The sequence below is a fragment of the Rhodococcus sp. 5G237 genome (assembly GCF_053764735.1).
The window spans coordinates 78,761-101,119 of sequence record NZ_JBSNCD010000006.1 but is presented as its reverse complement, the minus strand read 5'-3'; the positions used below and the strand labels follow the sequence as shown (position 1 = coordinate 101,119).

The window sequence follows — 22,359 nt, the reverse complement described above, 5'->3', positions numbered from 1 at the left end:
ATGAACAAACTGCAGTGGTACGACGCCTTCCCGGAGGTGTGGGAAGCCACCCTCGAGACGCTCTACATGGTTGCGGTGTCCTTCGTGCTCACCGTCGTCGGTGGTGTGCTGGTCGGGATCGTGTTGCAGTTGACGTCACCGTCCGGGCTGTGGCCCCGCAGGACGCTCAACACCGTCCTCGGCGTGATCGTCAACCTGTTCCGGTCGCTTCCCTTCCTCATCCTGCTGATCGCGCTGATCGGGTTCACCCGCTTCATCGTGGGTACCGCGATCGGGCCGACCGCGGCGATCGTGCCGTTGACCATCGGTGCCATCCCGTTCTTCGGCCGGATCGTCGAATCCGCTCTGCGGGAGGTGCCGCGGGGCCGGGTCGAGGCGGCCCAGGCGATGGGAGCCACCAACGCGCAGATCGTGCGCAAGGTGCTGTTGCCCGAAGCGCTGTCCCCGCTGATCGCCGGTGCCACCCTCACCCTCGTGCTGCTGGTGGGCTATTCGGCCATGGCCGGTGTCATCGGTGGTGGCGGTCTCGGCGACTTCGCGATCGTCTACGGCTACCAGCGGTTCAACACGCCGGTGCTGTTGCTCGCGGTGGTCGTCCTCATCGTGATGGTGCAGATCATGCAGTCGATCGGTGATCTGATGGTCCGCAGGCTCGCGCACCGGCGGTGACGCCCGAGAGCCGGGCGCACCACCGGTGCGTCCGGCTCAGCGGTCGAGCTTCGCGATCGCCTCGTCGACGAGCGGGACGTAGCGGTCGATCGACCACGGCACGGTGAGCGGATTGATCATCGACGATCCCGTGACGAACGGCTGTTCCTCCGGCGCGACGAGCGACCCGCGCGCAATCGCCGGAATCTGCTGGTAGACGGGCTGCGATTCGATCTCCGCGCGGTTCGCCGGGTCGGAATAGAACGTGAAGATCAGATCCGAGTCCTTCAGCAGTCCGGCGTTCTCGAGCCCGATGACCGCCGAGTCGGTGCCCTCGGTCTCCTCGAGAGTGTTCGCGACCGGGTCGACCGTCAGCCCGAGTCCGCGAACCATCGCCACACGCTGCTCGTCGGGCATGAACACGCCCAGCGTGCCGGGGCCGGTGTTGTAGATATAGGAGAACGTCACGCCGGCGTATTCGGGGTGCGCGGCCGCGGTGCGTTCGAAGGTGTCCTCGATCCCGGTGATCAGATCCAGTGATTCGTCGTGCTTGCCGAGCGCGGTGCCGATGGTCTCGATCTGGTCCTGCCAGGTGATCGTCCACGGCAGTTCGGGATAGGCGACGGTCGGAGCGATCGCCGACAGCAGGTCGTACTGCTCCTGCGTGATCCCGGACCACGGCGCGAGGATGACATCCGGGGCGAGTCGGGCGATCGCCTCGACGTCCACCTCGGTGCCGCCGGTGAACTGCTCGGGCAGCGGCTCGCCGCGTTCGGTCAGTTCCTCGTGGATCCAGGGCAGGTATCCCGTTTCGTCGCTGCCCCAGGGATATTCCTCCATCCCCACCGGGGTGACGCCGAGGGCGATCGCCGTCTCGGCCGAGCCCATCCCGAGCGTCACGACCCTCTGGGGCTGCACGTCGATCTCGGCGGTGCCCAGTGCGTGCTCGATCGCAACGGGTTCGAAGTCGCCTGTCGGAGAGCCGTTCGAGTCGTCGCCACTGCCGGACGAGCACGCGGTGAGCGCGACGGCGGCGGCGACGAGTACGACGACCGCGCGCGGCCCGCGGCGCTGGGATCGGAATTTCATGAGTACCTCTCAGTGATGGGGGCCATGTCGAGAGGTGAGCCTAACCTTCCGGCCGGGCGGTGGGTTACCGACAGATTTCGGGGCGGTCCCCAACTTCGTGATGTCCCACAAACAGATCACGAGACGGATGTCACATTTGATAGTATTCTGTTATCGAAACCGCTCACGGCCCGAGCGGGAGAGGGGACGGCCGCACTCGGCCACCGCGGGGGTTCGCTCATCACCGACGATTCGTCGACCGGGAACGATGAGTGGATGCGGGGGTACGGGATGCGTCGTTCCGGGGAGGAACGGAGATGCTCATGGTTGCATCCACGGACAAGAGGTCCGATTCGGTGCCACGCTCGAATCGGCGGATTCTCGCGATCATCGCGCTCACGGGAATGCTCACGATCGGATTCCTGGCTGCGGTGTTCACCGGGTCGTATCTGATCGGTGCCGCATTCGCCATGCTCACCGGCGCATGCATCGTACTGGCGCACCTGATGATCGCGCCCGCCTCGATCATCCACGACGACGAGGCGGAGGCGGCCATCCGTCCCGAGATTCGGGAGCGGTGGCATCCGCTCGGTAGCGGATCCTGAGCTCGTCCCGGCCCGCCGATGTCGCGGCGCCACCGCGACACGCGGGTTCCCCGGACGGGCGGGTGTGCTCGGTTAGCATCTTGCCCGTGACCGACTCGCTGCGCATCCTCGTCTACAGCGACGATGCGACCGTGCGGCAACAGGTTCGTGATGCCCTCGGTACCCGCCTGCACCCGGATCTGCCTCCCCTCGACTACGTCGAGGTCGCGACACCGCCGGTCGTCGTCGAACGCATGCACGCCGGCGACATCGCACTCGCCGTGCTCGACGGTGAGGCCGCCCCCGCCGGCGGCATGGGTCTCGCGAAGCAACTCGAGGACGAACTCGACTCGTGCCCACCGATCATCGTGTTGATCGCCCGGGCCGACGACGAATGGCTGGCCCGCTGGTCGGGCGCCGAGGTGGCGCTGCGTCATCCCGTCGACCCGATCCGGCTCGGCCGCCAGGTCCTCGCTCTGCTCACCCCTCGCTCCCGCCCCTCCTGACCCTTCCGGCGCGCGACCGCCCGGCCGCGAACTCGTATGCGGGGCCGGAGAATCTACTCTCCTTCCGGTTGTGGAGCAGCCCGACACGCCGCCCCGAATCGAGGGCGTGAAATCGCGACAAGTCCGACGCGAACAGCACTAGTGTGTGCCGTAACTCACAACCCGGAGCCGGGGTGGAACCGCCCGGTGCACGGCGGGGGTGGGTTCGCGGGCGACGAGCAGACCCGCGGCCGGATTCGCGCGAGCAACCGGAGGTCGCATGAACGCTTACGTACCGATCCTGGTACTCGGTGGCATCGCGCTTGCCTTCGCCGTCTTCTCCGTCGCGGTGGCGAGCCTCGCGGGCCCGAGCCGGTACAACCGCGCCAAGCTCGATGCGTACGAGTGCGGTATCGACCCCACACCCCAGCCGGTGGGAGGTGGCCGCTTCCCGGTGAAGTACTACCTCACCGCGATGCTGTTCATCATCTTCGACATCGAGATCGTCTTCCTGTACCCGTGGGCGGTCCATTTCGACGCACTCGGCGTCTTCGGTCTGGCAGCGATGGCGCTGTTCATGTTCAACGTCTTCGTCGCCTACGCCTACGAGTGGAAACGAGGAGGCCTGACATGGGACTGACGACCCGCATGCACAGCGGGATGTCCTGCATACGAACGGGTTCCGCGAGCGGACGGCCGGGCATCGGGTGCCCGGTCCGATTCCGGGGGAGGTGAGGACGATGGGCATCGAGGAGAAGGTCCCCACCGGTTTCCTGCTCAGTACCGTCGAGACCCTCGCCGGTTTCGCACGGAAGGGCTCGTTGTGGCCGGCGTCCTTCGGGCTCGCGTGCTGCGCCATCGAGATGATGGCAACCGCCGGCGGCCGCTACGACATCGCTCGCTTCGGCATGGAGGCCTTCCGGGCCTCGCCGCGACAGGCCGACGTGATGATCGTCGCCGGCCGCGTAAGCCAGAAGATGGCCCCCGCACTGCGCCGCGTCTACGACCAGATGGTCGAACCGAAGTGGGTGCTGGCGATGGGCGTGTGCGCCTCGTCGGGCGGGATGTTCAACAACTACGCGATCGTCCAGGGGGTCGACCACGTCGTCCCCGTCGACATCTACCTCCCGGGCTGCCCGCCCCGGCCCGAGATGCTCCTGCACGCCATCCTCGCCCTGCACGAGAAGATCGCGCAGATGCCCCTGGGTGTGAACCGGGTCGAGGCGATCCGCGCCGCCGAGGAAGCAGCCCTGGCCCAACGCCCCCTCATCGAACTGACGGTGCCGCCGCGATGACCGATCTCGAACGGACAGGATCCGACCACGACGACCGCGCCGACGAGGTGATCGCCGTGCGGCGCGGCATGTTCGGTGTGCGCGGATCCGGCGACACAAGCGGCTACGGCCGTCTCGTGCGCCGGGTGACGCTGCCCGGCAGCACCGAACGTCCCTACGGGGGGTACCTCGACGACCTCGTCGACACGCTCGAGGACGTCCTCGACGAGCGGTCCGGCGACACCGGGACGGGCTACGCGCAGGCGGTCGAGAAGGTCGTCGTGCACCGGCACCAGCTGACCGTCTTCGTCCGCCGCGAACATCTGCCGCTCGTGGCCCGCACCCTGCGCGACCATGCGGACCTCCGATTCGAGCTGTGCCTCGGGGTCAGCGGGGTGCACTATCCGCAGGAGACGGGCCGCGAACTGCACGCGGTGTATCCGCTCGTCTCGATCACCCACAACCGCCGGATGCGGCTCGAGGTGGCGATCCCCGACAGCGACCCGCACGTCCCGTCGCTCTACCGCATCTACCCGACGAACGACTGGCACGAGCGCGAGACCTACGACTTCTTCGGGATCGTCTTCGACGGGCACCCCGCGCTCACCCGCATCGAGATGCCCGACGACTGGCGCGGACATCCCCAACGCAAGGACTACCCTCTCGGCGGAATCCCGGTGGAGTACAAGGGCGCCCGGATCCCACCACCCGACGAACGGAGGGCGTACACGTGACGAGCGAACCCGCGACCGAGACCGTCTTCGACGCCGTCGGACGCGACTGGGACGACATCACCGCTGCCGTACGCGACAGCGGTGAGGACCACATCGTCGTCAACATGGGACCCCAGCACCCGTCCACCCACGGAGTACTGCGCCTGATCCTCGAGATCGACGGCGAGACCGTCACCGAGGCCCGCTGCGGAATCGGCTATCTCCACACCGGAATCGAGAAGAACCTCGAATTCCGCAACTGGACCCAGGGCGTCACCTTCGTCACCCGCATGGACTACCTCGCCCCGTTCCACAACGAGACGGCCTACTGCCTCGGCGTCGAGAAACTGCTCGGCATCGAGGATCTCGTCCCCGACCGCGCGCAGGTCGTGCGGGTGATGCTCATGGAACTCAACCGCATCTCCTCACACCTGGTGGCGCTGGCCACCGGCGGCATGGAACTCGGTGCGACCACGCCCATGCTGTTCGGCTTCCGCGAACGCGAACTGATCCTCGACGTCTTCGAGACGATCACCGGACTGCGGATGAACCACTCCTACATCCGGCCCGGCGGACTGTCCCAGGACCTGCCCGACGAGGCGGTGCCGATGATCCGCGACCTGCTCGCCCTGCTGCCCGGCCGCCTCGCCGACCTCGAAGCCCTGTTCACCGACAACCCCATCTTCATCTCGCGTACCCGCGACATCGGTTGCCTCGATCTCACCGGTTGCATGGCCCTCGGCGTCACCGGACCGATCCTGCGATCCACCGGCCTGCCCTACGACCTGCGTCGCGCCGAACCCTACTGCGGCTACGAGACCTACGAGTTCGACGTCGTCACCGCCGAGGGATCCGACTGCTACGCCCGCTATCTCGTCCGGATCGGGGAAATGCGCGAATCGTTGAAGATCGTCGAACAGTGCCTCGACCGGCTCCGTCCCGGACCGGTGATGGTGCAGGACGGCAAGATCGCCTGGCCGTCGAAACTGCAGCTCGGACCGGACGGACTCGGCAACTCGCCCGACCACATCCGTCACATCATGGGCGAGTCGATGGAGGGCCTGATCCACCACTTCAAGCTCGTCACCGAGGGCATCCGCGTCCCGGCGGGACAGGTCTACATCGGCGTCGAATCGCCACGCGGCGAACTCGGCGTCCACATGGTCAGCGACGGCGGCACACGCCCCTACCGCGTGCACTACCGCGACCCGTCGTTCACGAATCTGCAGGCCGTCGCGGCGATGTGCGAAGGCGGCATGGTCTCCGACGTGATCGCCGCCGTCGCCAGCATCGACCCGGTGATGGGGGGAGTGGACCGATGAGCACCGAATTCGTGCGCGCCGCGGGTGCGGAGACCACCGGCACCGCGGCCACGAGCGAGACCACCGCCACCGTGCCGATGACCGAACCGGCCGGACGCGAACCCGTCCTCGTCCCGCTCGGGCCGCGACCCGACGAGGACACCTATCTCACCCCACCCGACGCACCGCGCCGCTATCCCGACGACGTGCGTGCCCGCCTCGACGCCGACGCCGACCGGATCGTCGCGCGCTACCCGCAGCCCCGATCGGCGCTGCTGCCGCTGCTGCACCTCGTGCAGGCGGAGGACGGGTACATCACGCCGGCCGGCATCGAGTTCTGCGCCCGGCGGCTCGGACTCACCGGCGCCGAGGTCGCCGCCGTCTCGACCTTCTACACCATGTACCGCCGCTCGCCGACCGGCCGCCACCATGTCGGGGTGTGCACGAACGCGCTGTGCGCGACGATGGGCGGCGACGAGATCTTCTCCGCCCTGTGCACCCGGCTCGGCATCGGACACGACGAAACCACCGCCGACGGCGCGATCACCCTCGAACACATCGAATGCAACGCGGCGTGCGACTACGCCCCGGTGATGACCGTCGACTGGGAACTGTTCGACAACCGCACCGTCGACTCCGCGATCGAACTCGTCGACGACCTGCTCGCCGGCGGCACACCCACACCGACGCGCGGCGCCCCGCTGCGTAACTTCCGCGACACCGCGCGCCTGCTCGCGGGGATCCCCGACGACCGGCCCGGTGCGCTCGAAGCCGCCGGTACCGCCGGACCGGCCTCCCTCGCCGGGCTCGAGGTCGCCCGCAAGCACGACATGCGGGCACCGGAACCACCGGAGAAGGACGAGGTCGTCGTCGCCGTCGGGAAATCACCGACGGGTCTGACCCCCGTACTCACCCGCTACTGGGACGAGGACCAGGCGTGGACCCTCGACGCCTACCGGCGGCACGGCGGATACGAAGCCCTGCCCATCGCCCTCGGGATGGACCCGGATACGGTCATCGCCGCGGTGAAGGACTCCGGGATCCGCGGTCGCGGCGGCGCCGGATTCTCCACCGGCACCAAGTGGTCGTTCATCCCCCAGGGTGACGACAAGCCGCACTATCTCGTCGTCAACGCCGACGAATCCGAACCGGGCACCTGCAAGGACATCCCGTTCATGCTGGCCACCCCGCACGCCCTCGTCGAAGGCGTGATCATCGCCGCGTACGCGATCCGCGCCCGGCACGCGTTCATCTACCTGCGGGGGGAGGCCGTCCCGGTGCTGCGGCGCCTGCACGCCGCGGTCGCGGAGGCCTACGAGGCCGGCTATCTCGGACGCGACATCCTCGGCTCCGGATACGACCTCGAACTCGTCGTCCACGCCGGTGCGGGCGCGTACATCTGCGGTGAGGAGACGGCGCTGCTCGACTCCCTCGAGGGACGCCGCGGCCAACCACGCCTGCGTCCGCCCTTTCCCGCCGTCGCCGGCCTGTACGCGTGCCCGACCGTCGTCAACAACGTCGAGTCCATCGCGAACGTCCCGCTCGTCATCCGCAACGGTGTGGACTGGTACCGCTCGATGGGCACCGAGAAATCACCGGGATTCGCGATGTTCTCGCTCTCCGGGCACGTCACCACCCCCGGCCAGTACGAGGCCCCGCTCGGCATCACGCTGCGGGAGTTGCTCGGCTACGCCGGAGGTGTGCGCGCCGGCCACCGGCTCAAGTTCTGGACACCCGGTGGCTCGTCGACCCCGATCTTCACCGACGAACACCTCGACGTCCCCCTGGACTACGAGAACGTCGCCGCCGCCGGGTCGATGCTCGGGACCCGGGCCCTGCAGATCTTCGACGAGACCACCTGCGTCGTCCGCACGGTGCTGCGCTGGACCGAGTTCTACGCCCACGAATCCTGCGGCAAGTGCACCCCGTGTCGCGAGGGCACCTGGTGGCTCGTGCAGATCCTCGAGCGGCTCGAACACGGGCGGGGCACCGAAGCCGACCTGGAGAAGCTGCTCGACATCTCCGACAACATCCTCGGCCGGGCATTCTGCGCCCTCGGGGACGGCGCCACCAGCCCGATCACCTCGTCGCTGAAGTACTTCCGCGACGAATACGTCGCCCACTTCGAGCACGGCGGCTGCCCGTTCGACCCGCACCTGTCGACGCTCGCCGCCGACACCCCCGCGGAAGGAGGCGAGCGATGACCGCCGTGTCCGGTGCCGGTGCGGAGAAATCCGAGACCACCGACCTCGTGAACGTCACCATCGACGACACCGAGATCGCCGTGCCCAAGGGCACTCTCGTGATCCGCGCCGCCGAACTGATCGGGGTCCAGATCCCGCGGTTCTGCGACCACCCGCTGCTCGAACCGGTCGGCGCGTGCCGCCAATGCCTCGTCGAGGTCGAGGGGCAGCGCAAACCGCTCGCCTCCTGCACCTCGGTGGTCACCGACGGGATGGTCGTGCGCACCCAGTTCACCTCACCCGTGGCCGACAAGGCCCAGCGCGGCGTGATGGAACTGCTGCTCATCAACCATCCGCTCGACTGCCCGGTGTGCGACAAGGGCGGCGAGTGCCCGCTGCAGAACCAGGCGATGTCCAACGGACGCGCAGAATCCCGTTTCGAGGACACCAAACGCACCTACCCGAAACCCATCGCGATCTCCTCGCAGGTGCTCCTCGACCGCGAACGCTGCGTGCTGTGCGCGCGCTGCACCCGCTTCGCCGACCAGGTCGCGGGCGACCGGTTCGTCGACATGCTCGACCGCGGGGCGCTGCAGCAGGTCGGCATCTACACCGAGGAACCGTTCGAGTCGTACTTCTCCGGCAACACCGTCCAGATCTGCCCGGTCGGTGCGCTCACCGGCGCCGCCTACCGGTTCCGCGCCCGCCCGTTCGATCTGGTCTCCACTCCGAGTGTGTGCGAACACTGCGCGAGCGGCTGCGCTCAACGCACCGACCACCGGCGCGGAGCGGTGCTGCGCCGCCTCGCGGGGGACGACCCCGAGGTCAACGAGGAATGGAACTGCGACAAGGGGCGGTGGGCGTTCACCTATGCCACCGCCGACGACCGCCTCACGACGCCGCTCGTCCGCGACGACACCGGAGCGCTCGTTCCCGCATCGTGGATCGAGGCGCTCGGCGTCGCCGCCCGCGGCTTGGCTGCGGCGCGCGGTAGGGCCGGGGTCCTCACCGGTGGCCGGCTCACCGTCGAGGACGCCTACGCGTACGCGAAGTTTGCGCGAACGGCGCTCGGCACCAACGACATCGACTTCCGCAGTCGAGCCCTGTCGGGGGAGGAGACGGACTTCCTCACCTCGCGGGTCGCCGGACGGCGCCTCGACGTCACCTACCGCGACCTCGACCGCGCGCCGGGGGTGCTCCTCGTCGGATTCGAGCCGGAGGAGGAGTCGCCGATCGTCTTCCTGCGGCTGCGCAAGGCGGTCCGGCGGAACAGGCTGCAGGTCTTCACGATCGCACCGTTCGCCTCGCGCGGTGTCCACAAGCTGTCGGGCCGGGTCGAACAGTGCGTCCCGGGCGACGAGGCACGCGCGCTCGACGCGATCCGCACCGGCGCATCCGCCGACGCCGCGGCGGCGCTCGGGACTCCCGGTGCGATCGTGCTGGTGGGGGAGCGGGCCGCAGCATCGCCCGGCACGCTGTCCGCCGCTGCGGCCCTCGCCGACGAGACCGGAGCCCGCCTCGCGTGGATCCCCCGCCGCGCCGGTGATCGCGGAGCACTCGAAGCCGGCGCCTTCCCGACCCTGCTGCCCGGTGGTCGCCCGATCGGCGATCCGCAGGCCCGGCGCGACGTCGAGTCGGCGTGGGGTCTACCGGCCGACACCCTGCCGTCGGAGTCGGGCCGCGACACCGACGCCATCCTCTCCGCGGCCGCCGAAGGTGATGTGGCTGCGCTCGTGGTCGCCGGCGTCGACCCCGCCGACCTGCCCGACCCCGATGCCGCACTCGCGGGTCTCGACGGTGCCGGCTTCGTCGTGAGTCTGGAAGTGCGACGCAGCGCGGTGACCGACCGCGCCGACGTCGTCTTCCCCGTCGCGCCGGTGGTCGAGAAGGCCGGGAGCTTCCTCGACTGGGAGGGACGCGAACGTGCCTTCCCGATCGCCCTCCGCGACACCGGAGCACTGCCCGACCACCGGGTGCTCGCGGCGATCACCGACGCGATGGACCTCGACGGAGGCCTCGACGATCCCGGCCCCCACGACGTCGAGACCCTGCGTCACGAACTCGCGGAACTCGGACGATGGACGGGCACCGTTCCCGAATCGCCGGGAGTGTCCCCGCGACCTCCACGACGTCCCGTTCTCGGGGAAGCGGTCCTCGCCACCTGGCGGATGCTCCTCGACGCGGGCCGGTTGCAGGACGACGAACCGCACCTCGCCGGAACCGCGCACGAACCCGTCGCCCGTCTGTCGGCCGCAACTGCTGCGGAGATCGGCGCCGCCGACCATCATTCGCTCACCGTCTCCACCGAGCGCGGCTCGATCACGCTGCCGCTGGTGGTCGACGACCTGCCCGACCGTGTCGTCTGGCTGCCCACCGCCTCGCCGGGATCGATGGTGCACGCCGATCTCGGTGTCACCGCCGGTGACGTGGTGCGGATCCGGGCCACCGCCACGACGGGCTCCGGATCGGACGAGGAGGATCCGCGATGAGCGTCACCGCCCAACCCGTGGACCTGTCGATGTTCGGCATCGACCCCTGGTGGCTCGTCGTCGTCAAGGCCGTGGCGATCTTCGCGTTCCTCGTCCTGACGACCCTCGTGATGATCCTCGCCGAACGCAAGATCATGGCCTGGATGCAGATGCGGGTCGGACCCGACCGGGTGGGACCGAAGGGACTGTTCCAGACCGTCGCCGACGGTCTGAAACTCGCGCTCAAGGAAGGCATCATCCCGACCGGGGTCGACAAGCCGATCTACATGCTCGCCCCGATCATCGCGACGGCCCCGGCGTTCATGGCGTTCGCGGTCATTCCCTTCGGGCCGGAGGTGTCGATCCTCGGGAACCGGACGCCGTTGCAGCTGACCGATCTTCCCGTCGCGGTGCTCTACGTCCTGGCGATCACCTCCGTCGGCGTCTACGGGATCGTGCTCGCCGGCTGGGCCTCGGGTTCGACCTATCCGCTGCTCGGTGGTCTCCGCTCGACCGCGCAGGTCATCTCCTACGAGATCGCGATGGGACTCGCGTTCGCCGCGGTCTTCCTGCAGGCGGGCACGATGTCGACCTCGGGCATCGTCGCCGCGCAGAACGACCTGTGGTTCGTCGTGCTGCTGCTGCCGTCCTTCCTGGTGTACTCGGTGTCGATGGTGGGGGAGACCAACCGCGCTCCCTTCGACCTGCCCGAGGCCGAGGGCGAACTCGTGGGCGGTTTCCACACGGAGTACTCGTCGCTGCGGTTCGCGATGTTCATGCTCGCGGAGTACGTCAACATGGTCACCGTCTCCGCGCTCGCGACCACCCTGTTCCTCGGTGGCTGGCACGCGCCGTGGCCGCTGACGCTGTGGAGCGGCGCGAACTCGGGCTGGTGGCCGCTGCTGTGGTTCGTGATCAAGGTGTGGGTCGTGCTGTTCGTCTTCGTGTGGCTGCGCAGCACCCTGCCGCGACTGCGCTACGACCAGTTCATGGCCCTGGGGTGGAAACTGCTCATCCCCGTCTCGGTGGTGTGGGTGATGATCGTGGCCGCGCTGCGCATCCTCGACACCGACGACGTCCTGCCCGGCACCGCGAGCCTCATCGTCGCCGGGGTACTGTCCACCGCTCTGCTGTTCGCCTACCTCACCCTGCAGGGGCGGCGGACCCGGCGCATCGCACAGGCGACGGAACCACCCGCCGGCGTCGACGAGGAGTTCGACGCCATGGCCGGGGGCTTCCCCGTGCCGCCACTACCTGCTCGGTCGAGCACCCGATCGAGTCCGCCCGCCCCGGCGGGTCGTCTCCCAGGAGGATCGTGATGGTCGAATTCCGCGGCCCGCTCGCCGGTTTCGGTGTGACGCTCACGACGATGTTCAAGAAGCCCAACACCGAGCAGTATCCGGAGCAGAAGAGACCCACCGCCCCCCGCTATCACGGACGCCACCAGCTCAACCGGTATCCGGACGGACTCGAGAAGTGCATCGGCTGCGAACTGTGCGCGTGGGCCTGCCCCGCCGATGCCATCCACGTCGAGGGCGCCGACAACACCGACGAGGAGCGGTACTCGCCCGGCGAACGGTACGGGCGCGTCTACCAGATCAACTACCTGCGGTGCATCGGCTGCGGATTGTGCATCGAGGCGTGCCCGACCCGCGCGCTGACGATGACGAACGAGTACGAGATGGCCGCCGACAACCGCACCGACATGATCTACGAGAAGGACCGCCTGCTCGCGCCGCTCGAACCCGGGATGCAGCCACCCCCGCATCCCATGGCACCCGGCGCCACCGACGAGGACTACTACCGGGGCACGATCCCCGTCCCGGAACACGCGTCCGCCGCCGACGGGGAGGAACACCGGTGACCACCGCGCTGCTCGCCGCCGAACTCACCACGACCTCCACCGGGGAGGCCGTGCAGTTCTGGATCCTCGGTGCCGTCGCGGTACTCGGGGCGCTCGGTGTCGTCGTCGCCCCGAAGGCCGTGTACTCGGCGCTGTTCCTCGCGATGACGATGATCGTGCTCGCCGTCTTCTACATCGCGCAGGACGCATTGTTCCTCGGTGTGGTGCAGGTCGTCGTCTACACCGGCGCCGTGATGATGCTGTTCCTGTTCGTGCTCATGCTCGTCGGTATCGATTCCGCCGACTCCCTCGTCGAAACCATCAAGGGACAGCGTGTTCTCGCGATCGTCGTGGCGATCGGCTTCGCGGTGATGCTCATCGGTGGCATCGGCAACACCGCGGTCTCCGGCTTCGCGGGACTCGACGCCGCCAACGCCGGCGGCAACGTCGAGGGCCTGGCGGTGCTGCTGTTCATCGACTACGTCTGGGCGTTCGAACTCACCGGAGCGCTGCTCATCACCGCCACCGTCGGTGCGATGGTGCTCGCCCACCGAGAACGACTGCAGCCGAGGCAGACCCAACGCGAACTCGCCGCACGCAGGTTCCGCGAAGGAGAGCGGGTCACACCGCTGCCGGCCGCGGGCGTCTATGCCCGCCACAACGCCGCCGACGTCCCGGCCCTGCTCCCGGACGGATCGTTCTCCGAACTGTCGGTCGGTGAGCTGCTCGGCCGCATCGGACGCGACTGGGACCACACCGAACTCGGCCTGCGCGAACCCGACGACGACGCGAGGAAGGATCGGCGATGAACCCCGAGAACTACCTCTACCTGTCGGCACTGCTGTTCACCATCGGCGCTGTGGGAGTTCTCCTGCGCCGCAACGCCATCGTCGTGTTCATGTGCGTCGAGTTGATGCTCAACGCCGCCAACCTGGCCTTCGTCACCTTCGCGCGGGTGCACGGCAACCTCCACGGACAGGTCTTCGCCTTCTTCACGATGGTCGTCGCGGCCGCCGAGGTCGTCGTCGGCCTCGCGATCATCGTGACCATCTTCCGGACGAGGCGATCCGCCTCCGTCGACAACGCCGACCTGCTCAAGTACTGACGACCCCCACGAGGACGGTGAGTGTGAGAGCCCACGACGAACCGAGAGGACACGCGGCATGACTTCGTTCCTGAACTCGGCGCTGTGGACGATACCGGCACTGCCCCTGGCCGGCGCGTTCGTTCTGCTGCTCTTCGGGCGTCGCAGCGACCGCTGGGGACATCTGCTCGGATGCGCCGCGGCGATCGCCTCGTTCGTCGTCGGCGTCGTCATGTTCGCCGGACTGCGCGGACTCGCCGCGAGCGAGAGGCTCGCGCAGCAGACCGTGTTCACCTGGGTGCCGGTCGGAGAACTGCAGGTCGATCTCGGACTGCGGCTCGACGCGCTGTCGATCTGCTTCGTACTGCTCATCACCGGCGTGGGCTCGCTGATCCACCTCTATTCGGTCGGCTACATGGCACACGATCCGGAGCGCCGGAAGTTCTTCGCCTATCTGAACCTGTTCCTCGCGGCGATGCTGGTGCTCGTCCTCGCCGACAACTTCCTCGTCCTGTACCTCGGATGGGAGGGCGTCGGTCTCGCTTCGTACCTGCTCATCGGATTCTGGCAGTACAAGCCCACCGCCGCGACCGCCGCGAAGAAGGCGTTCGTCGTCAACCGCGTCGGCGACATGGGGCTGCTCGTCGCCCTCATGATCATGTTCGCGACCTTCGGCAGCCTCGACTACGACACGGTCTTCACCGCGGCACCCGAGGCGAGCGAGGGCACGGTGACCGCGATCGGCCTGTTCCTGCTCCTGGCCGCGTGCGCGAAATCCGCCCAGCTGCCACTGCAGTCGTGGCTCGGCGACGCCATGGAGGGCCCCACCCCGGTCTCCGCGCTCATCCACGCCGCCACGATGGTCACCGCCGGTGTCTACCTCGTCGTCCGCGCGAACGCGATCTTCGACGCCGCACCGGCCGCACGACTCGCGGTGGTGATCGTCGGCGCCGCGACACTGCTCTTCGGCGCGATCATCGGCTGCGCCAAGGACGACATCAAGAAGGCGCTCGCCGCGTCGACCATGAGCCAGATCGGCTACATGGTGCTCGCCGCCGGACTCGGCCCCGCCGGGTACGCCTTCGCGATCCTGCACCTGCTCACCCACGGCTTCTTCAAGGCCGGACTGTTCCTCGGCGCCGGCTCGGTGATGCACGCGATGCACGACGAGACCGACATGCGCCGCTACGGCGGACTGCGCGCGGTCATGCCGATCACCTTCGCCACCTTCGGGCTGGGCTACCTCGCGATCATCGGCATCCCGCCGTTCGCCGGGTTCTTCTCCAAGGACAAGATCATCGAAGTGGCCTTCGCTGCCGGCGGTGTCGAAGGCATCGTGCTCGGTGTCGTCGCGCTGCTCGGTGCGGGGCTGACCGCCTTCTACATGACCCGCGTGATGATCCTGACCTTCTTCGGCGACCGGCGATGGGCGCCCGACGCCACCCCGCACGAGTCGCCGGCCTCGATGACCTGGCCGATGATCGCTCTCGCCGTGGGCTCGGTCGGTGCCGGCGGGTTGCTGGTGCTCGGTGGCGCGTTGCAGCACTGGCTCGAACCCGTCGTCGGCTACGACCATGACGAAGGTGGTCTGCCCGTCTGGCTCGTCACCACCCTCACGCTGGCGGTCGTGCTCGCCGGTGTCGCCGTCGCGTACCGGCAGTACGTGCGCGCACCGGTCCCGGAGACGGCCCCCGAGGCGGTGTCGGTGCTCACCGTCGCCGCACGTCGCGACCTCTACGGTGACGCCGTGAACGAAGCGGTGTTCATGCGTCCCGGTCAGGGTCTGGTGCGCGCCCTCGGCGCCGTGGAATCCACCGGCATCGACGGCTCCGTCACCGGTGCCGCCACCGGGATCGGTGCGCTCTCGCGCGGACTGCGCCTGCTGCAGACCGGCTTCGTCCGTTCGTACGCGTTGTACATGTTCGCCGGCGCGACCGTCGTGGTCGGTGCGCTCGTCCTGGTGACGCTGTGATGGGGGTGTACTGATGACCACCGTTCCCTGGTTGACGATCCTGTGGGTGCTCCCGCTGCTCGGCGCCGCCGCGATCATGGCTCTGCCCGCACGCCTCGGTTCCGCCGTCCGGTCGATCGCCCTCGCGGTGTCGATCGCCGTTCTCGTGGTCGCGGTGATCGTCGCCGTCGGATTCGACCGCGGGGGAGAGCGTTTCCAGTTCGTCGAATCGCACGACTGGATCCCCTCGTTCGGCGCAGGCTACCGGCTCGGCGTCGACGGCATCGCCCTGGTGCTGGTCCTGTTGACCGCCGCGCTCGTGCCGTTGCTCCTGGCCGCCGGGTGGCACGATCACCGCGCCGCCGACGAGGAGGCCGGCGCGGCCCGCCCGCGTTCCGCGCACACCTACGTGGCGCTGATCCTGCTCGTCGAGTCGATGGTGCTCGTGTCGTTCACCGCCCTCGACATCCTGCTGTTCTACGTCTTCTTCGAGGCGATGCTCGTCCCGATGTACTTCCTCATCGGCGGGTTCGGTTCGCCGGGGACACCGCGCGCCGACCGGGCACGCGCCGCCGTGAAGTTCCTGCTGTACAACCTGCTCGGCGGACTGGTGATGCTCGCCGCGTTGATCGGGCTGTACGTGGTCACTGCCCGATCCGGGCTGGGGGAGACCGCGGGTGTGGGCACCTTCGACGTCCGAACCGTCACCGCCGCCGCCGTCTCGGGGGACCTCGACGCGACCCCCGCCGTACTTGCCGCACTATGTTTCGGTTTCCTCGTCGCCTTCGCGGTGAAGGCCCCGCTGTGGCCGCTGCACGGGTGGCTACCCGACGCGGCGGTGCGGACCACGCCGGTCGCGGCGGTGCTCATGATGGCCGTGGTCGACAAGGTCGGCACCTTCGGCATGCTGCGCTACTGCCTGCAGCTCTTCCCCGACGCCTCGGTGACCTTCGCGCCGGTCGTGGTGACCCTCGCCGTCATCGGCATCGTCTACGGCGCCGTGCTCGCGATCGGTCAGACCGACGTGATGCGCCTGATCGCCTACACCTCGATCTCGCACTTCGGGTTCATCGTCCTCGGCATCTTCGCCCTGACCTCGCAGGGGCAGGCCGGTTCGACGCTGTACATGGTCAACCACGGGATCTCCACGGCCGCACTGTTCCTCATCGCCGGTTTCCTCGTCTCGCGGCGCGGAGACCGCACCATCGCCGCCTACGGCGGGGTGCAGAAGGTCGCTCCGGTCCTCGCCGGGACCTTCCTCGTCGCCGGACTGGCGACCCTGTCCCTGCCCGGGCTCGCGCCGTTCGTCAGCGAGTTCCTCGTCTTCGTCGGCACCTATCCGCGCTACCAGGTGGCCGCGGTGATCGCGACACTCGCGCTCGTGCTGTCCGCGCTCTACGTGCTGTGGCTCTACCAGCGCATGATGGGCGGACCCGTGCGCCTGCCCGGTGGGGACGACGGTGACGACGGGAGCGACGGTGCCGAACACGCCCGCAAGCTCTCCGATCTCGTGCCTCGTGAGGTCGCGGTGGTCGCGCCGCTGATCGCATTGCTGCTCATCCTGGGGATCTACCCGAAACCCGCGCTCGACGTCATCACCCCCGCGGTCGACGACACGCTCGTCTCGATCGACATCTCCCGGCCAGAACCGGTGGTGCCGGCCGAGCGACCCGTCGCCGAGAGTGGTGTTCCCGCGCACGGTTCCGAGGAAGGTGAAGCCGAATGAACCCCTCCGAGGGCCTCGTCGTTGTTGCCGCGTCGATTCCCGCCCCGGCGATCGACTACGGACTGATCGCACCGATCCTCATCGTCTTCGCCGCGGCCGTCGTCGGTGTGCTGGTCGAGTCCTTCGCGCCGGCCTCGGCACGCTATCTCGCCCACGTGCTCCTGACGACGGGCGCGCTCGTGGCGGCGTTCGTCGCCGTGGTGATGCTCGCGGGAACCCGTGCAACCACCCTGTCGGGGGCGGTCGTGATCGACGGACCGGCGCTGTTCCTGCAGGGATCGGTCCTGATCGTGGCGGTGCTGTCGGTTGCGCTCGTCGCGGAACGGAGTATCGAACAGGTTCGCACGCAATCGGTTTCCCGCGCCGCGGTCGGTGCGCATCTCGACGCTTTCGCGCCCCAGGCGTCTGCGATTCCGGGTACCGCGGCCGAACGGCAGGCGCTCGCGGCGGGCGGCGCGCGCACCGAGGTCTTCCCGCTCATGCTGTTCGCGGTGGGCGGAATGCTCGTCTTTCCGGCCTCGAACGACCTGCTGACGATGTTCGTCGCGCTCGAAGTGCTGTCGCTGCCCCTGTATCTGCTGTGCGGTCTGGCGCGGCGCCGCCGGTTGCTCTCCCAGGAAGCGGCACTGAAGTACTTCCTGCTGGGCGCGTTCTCGTCGGCGTTCTTCCTGTACGGGGTGGCGATGCTCTACGGCTATGCCGGGACCGTCCATTTCGGCGGTATCGCCCTGGCGATCGACACCGGTGCGGGCAGCGAGACCACCGCGCTCGTCGGGGTGGGTCTGCTGGCCGTCGGGTTGCTCTTCAAGATCGGGGCGGTGCCCTTCCATTCGTGGACGCCGGACGTCTACCAGGGCGCACCGACCCCCGTCACGGCGTTCATGGCCGCCGCGACGAAGATCGCCGCCTTCGGTGCACTGCTGCGCGTGCTCTACGTCGCGGTCCCCGGCTCCGCCGACCAGTGGCGGCCGATCCTGTGGGCCGTCGCGATCGCGACGATGGTCGTCGGCGCGGTCCTCGCGGTGACGCAGAACGACATCAAGCGCATGCTCGCGTACTCGGCGATCAGCCACACCGGATTCGTGCTCACCGGCGTCGTGGCCGGCACCGTGTCCGGGATCTCGTCGACGCTGTTCTATCTGCTCGTCTACGGGATCGGGACGGTCGGTGTGTTCGCCGTGGTGACTCTGGTGCGCGACCCGGACGGCGAGGCATGGGAGCTGTCGCGCTGGGCCGGTGTCGGGCGACGCTCCCCGTTGCTCGGCGGGGCGTTCGCGCTGTTCCTGCTGTCGCTGGCAGGCATTCCGCTCACCAGCGGGTTCATCGCGAAGTTCGCGGTCTTCGGCGCGGCGATCGAGGGCGGTGCGGCTCCGCTCGTGATCGTCGGCGTGCTGGTCAGCGCGATCGCCGCGTACTTCTACGTGCGGGTGATCGTGCTGATGTTCTTCACCGACCCGACCGACGACGCCCCGCGACTCGCGACCTCGACCGTGGCGGCGAGCGCGGCGATCGCGTTCGCGGCGGTGGCGACGGTGCTGCTCGGCATCCTGCCGCAACCCGTCCTCGATCTCGCCGAGCGGGCGGCGGTGTTCGTGCTCTGACCACGAACGTGCGCGGTGGGAATGCCGCGGCCCTCGTATCGGTTCCACCTCCCGAGGAGGCGTAATGACCGATACACGCAAGGCGATTCTGGCAGGCGGATGCTTCTGGGGTATGGAGGAGCTGATCCGGAGGCAGCCCGGGGTGGTGTCGACACGGGTCGGCTACACCGGTGGGCAGAACGATCACCCCACCTATCGCAACCATCCGGGGCACGCGGAGTCCGTCGAGATCGTCTACGACCCCGCACGCACCGACTACCGGGCACTGCTCGAGTTCTTCTTCCAGATCCACGACCCGACCACCCTGAACCGGCAGGGCAACGACGTCGGGGCGTCCTACCGCTCTGCGATCTTCTACCTCGACGACGAGCAGAAGCAGGTCGCGGTGGACACGATCGCAGACGTCGAGGCATCGGGCCTGTGGCCCGGCACGGTGGTCACCGAGGTGACTCCCGCGAGCACCTTCTGGGAGGCCGAACCCGAGCACCAGGACTATCTCCAGCACTACCCGAACGGGTACACCTGCCACTTCCCGCGGCCGGGCTGGAAGCTGCCGAACAGTCGCATCGCCGACGCGACGAACTGAATCACGCGCACGGGTGGTTCCTTCCGCGGATCCGTATCGTGGAGGTACAGGTTGTGACGCCACTGCGGAGGAGTGCTCGATGGGAATGTTCGGCAAGGCTATGAAGAGCGCCGCCGTGGTCAAGGCGATCCAGGTCGTCCGACGCGAAGCGGCCAAGCCGGAGAACCAGCGCAAGGCCAAGGAGATGCTCACCAAGCTGCAGCAGAAGCGCCGCGGCTCGCACTGATCCGCCTCTCGCCGATCCGTTGTCCACCCGGGCAGCGGATCGGCGTGCAGGCTCACCGGATTCGTTCTACCGCCGGTCCCGCTCGGGACGGAGCCTCAGCGGTGCGGCTGCTTCAGCAGGGTGAACTGCTGGACGTCGATGAGGCGACGCCGGAAATTCGCTGCGCACCCGGTGAGGTATCTGATGTATCGCTGGTAGACCTCCTCGGAGGCCATCCGCACCGCGTCGTCGCGACGCGCCTCGAGGGCTCGCGCCCACAGGTCGAGCGTGCGGGCGTAATGGGGTTGCAGGGACTCGATGTTCTGCACCCAGAAACTGTTGCGTTGTGCGCCGGTGATGACCAGGTCCCGGTCGGGGAGCTGCCCTCCGGGGAAGATTTCCCTCATGATGAAACGCAGGAACAGTGCGTCCTCGCGGGTGACCGGCACCTTCATCGCCTCGAGCTGGGCGCGGGAATGACCGACGATGGTGTGCAGCAGCATCCTGCCGTCGTCGGGCAGTGTGCGGGAGGCGCGGTCGAAGAAGCTGTCGTACCGCTGTCGGCGGAAATGCTCGAACGCACCGATGCTGACGATGCGGTCCACCGGCTCGTCGAATTCCTCCCAGCCTTGTAGACGCACTTCCGCGGTACGGCCGCCGGAGGACATCGCCGAAAGCAGACCGGACACGTGTTCGTACTGGTTGCGGCTCAACGTCAGACCGATGACGTGCACGTCGTATTGCGCCGCCGCCCGCATCATCGTCGAGCCCCAACCGCAGCCGATGTCCAGCAGTGTCATCCCGGGTCGGAGATCGCACTTGCGGAGAGCAAGATCGACTTTCGCGATCTGGGCTTCCTCGAGGCTCATGTCGGCGCGCTCGAAGTAGGCGCAACTGTACGTGCGCGTGGGGTCGAGGAACAGTTCGAAGAAGTCGTCGGACAGGTCGTAGTGGGTTTGCACCTGCTCGTAGAACGGCGTCAGCTTCTGCATTCGGACCTGCTCTCCGCGAGGAGTGGGACGCGAGTTGCCGTGTCGGCGTCGACGCATCCCGGGGGCACACCGCTATCGGTCGATAGTGCTCCGGCGGAGTGCTTTCTCACACGAGAACGGCGATTCCTGGGGCAGTTGTCCGACTCGGGCACACGAGTGCACTGCGACTATCCCATGCGTCAGGCCGCACGGACGGCTACCCGGTGGCGTCAGCCCGCGCGCACGGCTTCCTGCCGGTCGACGGGAGCGAGGTCGAAGGCGTCCTCGAGTGCTTCGAGGGCCGCGTCGAAGTGGTCGAGCAGCGGCTGGAGTTGCGGCAGGCTGCGACTGCATGAAGTGAGACCGAAAGCGATGGCGTCGTCGGTGCTCGTGCACGTGATGTTCAGTGCCTGACCATCGACCGGCACGGACAGCGGATACACCGCATCCACACGAGCGCCGTTCCAGTACAACGGATCCGGCGATCCCGGCACGTTCGAGACGATGACGTTGAAGGGCGGTCGCGGGAGCGCACGATTGCGGGTGAGGATCCCTACCGCCAGCGGCGCGACGCCGAGTGCGCTGGCCGCCAGCCGGGACAGGGAGGACATCCCCTGCATGGAGCTCTTGCCCTCCGTCGTCGACGCAGACACCCTGGACAGCCGGTCGGCCGGATCGGCGATATCCGTACCCAGATCCGCCATCAGAACACCGAGTTCGTTTCCGGCACAGTCCTTGTCGGGTCGAAGGCACACCGGGACCATGGCCACGAGCGACCTGTCGGGCAACGCCTCCTGCTCGATCAGGAAGGCGCGCAGTGCTCCTGACGACATGGCCAGCACGACATCGTTGACGGTGGTGTCGGCCGCCCTGGCCACCGCGCGCAGGCGGGCCAGCGGCCACGAGCGCGCGGCGAACCGGCGCGTACCCGAGATGGGTACGTTGATCACGGTGTTCGGTGCGGCGAGCGACAATGATCCGCCTCCACCGCGCAGTGCCCTGTTCACGGTGCCCGCCAGCGCGGGCACGAAGCCGGTGACCTCGGCCGTCGCGGTCCGCACCGCCTGCATCGCGGCCTCGGGAAGATCGAGCGCGGTCCCGGGCGAATGAGGACGACTCGGCGTGTCGAAGGGCGCCCACGGCGCCGGCATGCCGGTCCGCTCGGAGTCCGGGCTCAGGGCGCGACGCAGCAATTTCATCGCCCCCACGCCGTCGGCGAGAGCGTGATGGATCTTCGTGTAGACGGCGAGACGGCCGTCCGCGAGACCCTCGATGACGTGTATCTGCCACAACGGCCGGCTCCGGTCGAGCAGCGTGCTGTGCAGCCGGGAGACGAGATCCCACAGTTCGTCGAGCCCGCCGGGCTGCGGCAATGCGTTGCGTCGCACGTGGTAGCTCAGGTCGAAGTTCGCATCCTCCTCCCAGGCCCACTGACCGAAGCTGCCCAGGGAACGGACCGCACGCTTGTGCCACAGCGGGGCGACCTCGCCGTCCGCCGCGGCGGCAGTGAACAGTGCTCCCAGATCCGCGGCGGTCGTGCCTTCGCGAGGCCGGAGAAGGATCAGTCCGCCCACATGCATCGGATGATCACGGGACTCCCCGAGGAGAAACATCGAATCGGTGGGCGACATGGGTGGACGCATCGGCACATTTCCTCCGCCCGGATCG

Annotated in this window: 21 protein-coding genes; 18 read left to right on the top strand and 3 right to left on the bottom strand. The window is 68.2% G+C overall.

Annotated elements, in window-relative coordinates:
- Nucleotides 1-669: a methionine ABC transporter permease gene (locus tag ACWPOC_RS15355; RefSeq protein WP_016696053.1), complete on the top strand. Its 669-nt coding sequence runs from the start codon at nucleotides 1-3 to the stop codon at nucleotides 667-669.
- A gap of 36 nt (nucleotides 670-705) precedes the next feature.
- On the opposite strand, the gene ACWPOC_RS15350 is transcribed toward ACWPOC_RS15355, so the two are convergent.
- Nucleotides 706-1,737: an iron-siderophore ABC transporter substrate-binding protein gene (locus ACWPOC_RS15350; protein WP_120283108.1), complete on the bottom strand. Its 1,032-nt coding sequence runs from the start codon at nucleotides 1,735-1,737 to the stop codon at nucleotides 706-708.
- A gap of 302 nt (nucleotides 1,738-2,039) precedes the next feature.
- Here ACWPOC_RS15350 and ACWPOC_RS15345 point away from each other — a divergent pair, with 302 nt between their 5' ends.
- The 17 genes from ACWPOC_RS15345 (at nucleotide 2,040) to ACWPOC_RS15265 (ending at nucleotide 19,741) form a co-directional block, all read left to right on the top strand.
- Nucleotides 2,040-2,321, top strand: a complete 282-nt coding sequence (locus ACWPOC_RS15345) for a hypothetical protein (RefSeq protein ID WP_455408932.1) — start codon at nucleotides 2,040-2,042, stop codon at nucleotides 2,319-2,321.
- Nucleotides 2,322-2,401: 80 nt separating this feature from the next.
- Nucleotides 2,402-2,806: a response regulator gene (locus tag ACWPOC_RS15340; RefSeq protein ID WP_080678464.1), complete on the top strand. Its 405-nt coding sequence runs from the start codon at nucleotides 2,402-2,404 to the stop codon at nucleotides 2,804-2,806.
- 259 nt (nucleotides 2,807-3,065) lie between these two features.
- The gene (locus ACWPOC_RS15335; protein WP_016935086.1) at nucleotides 3,066-3,425 is read left to right on the top strand and encodes an NADH-quinone oxidoreductase subunit A; all 360 of its coding nucleotides are present in this window, start codon (nucleotides 3,066-3,068) and stop codon (nucleotides 3,423-3,425) included.
- A gap of 100 nt (nucleotides 3,426-3,525) precedes the next feature.
- Nucleotides 3,526-4,080, top strand: coding sequence for a NuoB/complex I 20 kDa subunit family protein (locus ACWPOC_RS15330; RefSeq protein ID WP_120283104.1), 555 nt, complete (start codon nucleotides 3,526-3,528; stop codon nucleotides 4,078-4,080).
- Nucleotides 4,077-4,793: an NADH-quinone oxidoreductase subunit C gene (locus ACWPOC_RS15325; RefSeq protein WP_088898407.1), complete on the top strand. Its 717-nt coding sequence runs from the start codon at nucleotides 4,077-4,079 to the stop codon at nucleotides 4,791-4,793. The genes ACWPOC_RS15330 and ACWPOC_RS15325 overlap by 4 nt, the downstream gene beginning before the upstream one ends.
- Nucleotides 4,790-6,094: an NADH-quinone oxidoreductase subunit D gene (locus tag ACWPOC_RS15320; RefSeq protein WP_088898406.1), complete on the top strand. Its 1,305-nt coding sequence runs from the start codon at nucleotides 4,790-4,792 to the stop codon at nucleotides 6,092-6,094. Before ACWPOC_RS15325 ends, ACWPOC_RS15320 begins: the two co-directional genes overlap by 4 nt.
- Complete coding sequence (gene nuoF / locus ACWPOC_RS15315) at nucleotides 6,091-8,277, top strand: NADH-quinone oxidoreductase subunit NuoF (RefSeq protein WP_120283102.1); 2,187 nt, start codon at nucleotides 6,091-6,093, stop codon at nucleotides 8,275-8,277. Before ACWPOC_RS15320 ends, nuoF begins: the two co-directional genes overlap by 4 nt.
- A complete protein-coding gene (locus tag ACWPOC_RS15310) occupies nucleotides 8,274-10,745 on the top strand; it encodes an NADH-quinone oxidoreductase subunit G (RefSeq protein ID WP_455408931.1) in 2,472 nt (823 codons plus the stop codon). The genes nuoF and ACWPOC_RS15310 overlap by 4 nt, the downstream gene beginning before the upstream one ends.
- A complete protein-coding gene (gene nuoH / locus ACWPOC_RS15305; RefSeq protein ID WP_088898403.1) occupies nucleotides 10,742-12,043 on the top strand; it encodes an NADH-quinone oxidoreductase subunit NuoH in 1,302 nt (433 codons plus the stop codon). The genes ACWPOC_RS15310 and nuoH overlap by 4 nt, the downstream gene beginning before the upstream one ends.
- Nucleotides 12,043-12,588, top strand: coding sequence for an NADH-quinone oxidoreductase subunit NuoI (gene nuoI, locus ACWPOC_RS15300; protein WP_006554037.1), 546 nt, complete (start codon nucleotides 12,043-12,045; stop codon nucleotides 12,586-12,588). Before nuoH ends, nuoI begins: the two co-directional genes overlap by 1 nt.
- Nucleotides 12,585-13,376, top strand: a complete 792-nt coding sequence (locus tag ACWPOC_RS15295) for an NADH-quinone oxidoreductase subunit J (RefSeq protein ID WP_088898401.1) — start codon at nucleotides 12,585-12,587, stop codon at nucleotides 13,374-13,376. The genes nuoI and ACWPOC_RS15295 overlap by 4 nt, the downstream gene beginning before the upstream one ends.
- Nucleotides 13,373-13,672 carry an NADH-quinone oxidoreductase subunit NuoK gene (nuoK, locus tag ACWPOC_RS15290; protein ID WP_120283098.1) on the top strand — a complete coding sequence of 100 codons (300 nt, stop codon included), beginning with the start codon at nucleotides 13,373-13,375 and terminating at the stop codon, nucleotides 13,670-13,672. The genes ACWPOC_RS15295 and nuoK overlap by 4 nt, the downstream gene beginning before the upstream one ends.
- Before the next feature lie 58 nt (nucleotides 13,673-13,730).
- Nucleotides 13,731-15,623, top strand: a complete 1,893-nt coding sequence (gene nuoL, locus ACWPOC_RS15285; RefSeq protein ID WP_120283096.1) for an NADH-quinone oxidoreductase subunit L — start codon at nucleotides 13,731-13,733, stop codon at nucleotides 15,621-15,623.
- Between the two features lie 13 nt (nucleotides 15,624-15,636).
- Nucleotides 15,637-17,328 carry an NADH-quinone oxidoreductase subunit M gene (locus ACWPOC_RS15280; RefSeq protein WP_120283094.1) on the top strand — a complete coding sequence of 564 codons (1,692 nt, stop codon included), beginning with the start codon at nucleotides 15,637-15,639 and terminating at the stop codon, nucleotides 17,326-17,328.
- The gene (nuoN, locus tag ACWPOC_RS15275) at nucleotides 17,325-18,929 is read left to right on the top strand and encodes an NADH-quinone oxidoreductase subunit NuoN (protein WP_455408930.1); all 1,605 of its coding nucleotides are present in this window, start codon (nucleotides 17,325-17,327) and stop codon (nucleotides 18,927-18,929) included. The genes ACWPOC_RS15280 and nuoN overlap by 4 nt, the downstream gene beginning before the upstream one ends.
- A 64-nt stretch (nucleotides 18,930-18,993) precedes the next feature.
- Nucleotides 18,994-19,515 (top strand): peptide-methionine (S)-S-oxide reductase MsrA, encoded by a 522-nt coding sequence (gene msrA, locus ACWPOC_RS15270; RefSeq protein WP_120283090.1) that lies wholly within the window; start codon nucleotides 18,994-18,996, stop codon nucleotides 19,513-19,515.
- An 85-nt stretch (nucleotides 19,516-19,600) separates the two neighbouring features.
- Nucleotides 19,601-19,741 carry a hypothetical protein gene (locus ACWPOC_RS15265; RefSeq protein WP_174246920.1) on the top strand — a complete coding sequence of 47 codons (141 nt, stop codon included), beginning with the start codon at nucleotides 19,601-19,603 and terminating at the stop codon, nucleotides 19,739-19,741.
- 95 nt (nucleotides 19,742-19,836) lie between these two features.
- Here ACWPOC_RS15265 and ACWPOC_RS15260 read toward each other — a convergent pair whose 3' ends face one another.
- On the bottom strand, nucleotides 19,837-20,712 hold the full coding sequence (locus ACWPOC_RS15260; protein WP_120283088.1) for a cyclopropane mycolic acid synthase family methyltransferase: 876 nt from the start codon (nucleotides 20,710-20,712) through the stop codon (nucleotides 19,837-19,839).
- A gap of 209 nt (nucleotides 20,713-20,921) precedes the next feature.
- Entirely contained in the window at nucleotides 20,922-22,334 is a 1,413-nt protein-coding gene (locus ACWPOC_RS15255) for a WS/DGAT/MGAT family O-acyltransferase (protein ID WP_455408929.1), read from the bottom strand.
- Between the last annotated feature and the right edge of the window lie 25 nt (nucleotides 22,335-22,359).

What these genes read in the sequence shown, in the direction of transcription:
- ACWPOC_RS15355 (WP_016696053.1), top strand. Translation starts at nt 1, where the DNA reads ATGAACAAACTGCAGTGGTACGACGCCTTCCCGGAGGTGTGGGAAGCC.
- ACWPOC_RS15350 (WP_120283108.1), bottom strand. Translation starts at nt 1,737, where the DNA reads ATGAAATTCCGATCCCAGCGCCGCGGGCCGCGCGCGGTCGTCGTACTC.
- ACWPOC_RS15345 (WP_455408932.1), top strand. Translation starts at nt 2,040, where the DNA reads ATGGTTGCATCCACGGACAAGAGGTCCGATTCGGTGCCACGCTCGAAT.
- ACWPOC_RS15335 (WP_016935086.1), top strand. Translation starts at nt 3,066, where the DNA reads ATGAACGCTTACGTACCGATCCTGGTACTCGGTGGCATCGCGCTTGCC.
- ACWPOC_RS15330 (WP_120283104.1), top strand. Translation starts at nt 3,526, where the DNA reads ATGGGCATCGAGGAGAAGGTCCCCACCGGTTTCCTGCTCAGTACCGTC.
- ACWPOC_RS15325 (WP_088898407.1), top strand. Translation starts at nt 4,077, where the DNA reads ATGACCGATCTCGAACGGACAGGATCCGACCACGACGACCGCGCCGAC.
- nuoF (WP_120283102.1), top strand. Translation starts at nt 6,091, where the DNA reads ATGAGCACCGAATTCGTGCGCGCCGCGGGTGCGGAGACCACCGGCACC.
- ACWPOC_RS15310 (WP_455408931.1), top strand. Translation starts at nt 8,274, where the DNA reads ATGACCGCCGTGTCCGGTGCCGGTGCGGAGAAATCCGAGACCACCGAC.
- nuoH (WP_088898403.1), top strand. Translation starts at nt 10,742, where the DNA reads ATGAGCGTCACCGCCCAACCCGTGGACCTGTCGATGTTCGGCATCGAC.
- nuoI (WP_006554037.1), top strand. Translation starts at nt 12,043, where the DNA reads ATGGTCGAATTCCGCGGCCCGCTCGCCGGTTTCGGTGTGACGCTCACG.
- nuoK (WP_120283098.1), top strand. Translation starts at nt 13,373, where the DNA reads ATGAACCCCGAGAACTACCTCTACCTGTCGGCACTGCTGTTCACCATC.
- nuoL (WP_120283096.1), top strand. Translation starts at nt 13,731, where the DNA reads ATGACTTCGTTCCTGAACTCGGCGCTGTGGACGATACCGGCACTGCCC.
- ACWPOC_RS15280 (WP_120283094.1), top strand. Translation starts at nt 15,637, where the DNA reads ATGACCACCGTTCCCTGGTTGACGATCCTGTGGGTGCTCCCGCTGCTC.
- nuoN (WP_455408930.1), top strand. Translation starts at nt 17,325, where the DNA reads ATGAACCCCTCCGAGGGCCTCGTCGTTGTTGCCGCGTCGATTCCCGCC.
- msrA (WP_120283090.1), top strand. Translation starts at nt 18,994, where the DNA reads ATGACCGATACACGCAAGGCGATTCTGGCAGGCGGATGCTTCTGGGGT.
- ACWPOC_RS15265 (WP_174246920.1), top strand. Translation starts at nt 19,601, where the DNA reads ATGTTCGGCAAGGCTATGAAGAGCGCCGCCGTGGTCAAGGCGATCCAG.
- ACWPOC_RS15260 (WP_120283088.1), bottom strand. Translation starts at nt 20,712, where the DNA reads ATGCAGAAGCTGACGCCGTTCTACGAGCAGGTGCAAACCCACTACGAC.
- ACWPOC_RS15255 (WP_455408929.1), bottom strand. Translation starts at nt 22,334, where the DNA reads ATGCGTCCACCCATGTCGCCCACCGATTCGATGTTTCTCCTCGGGGAG.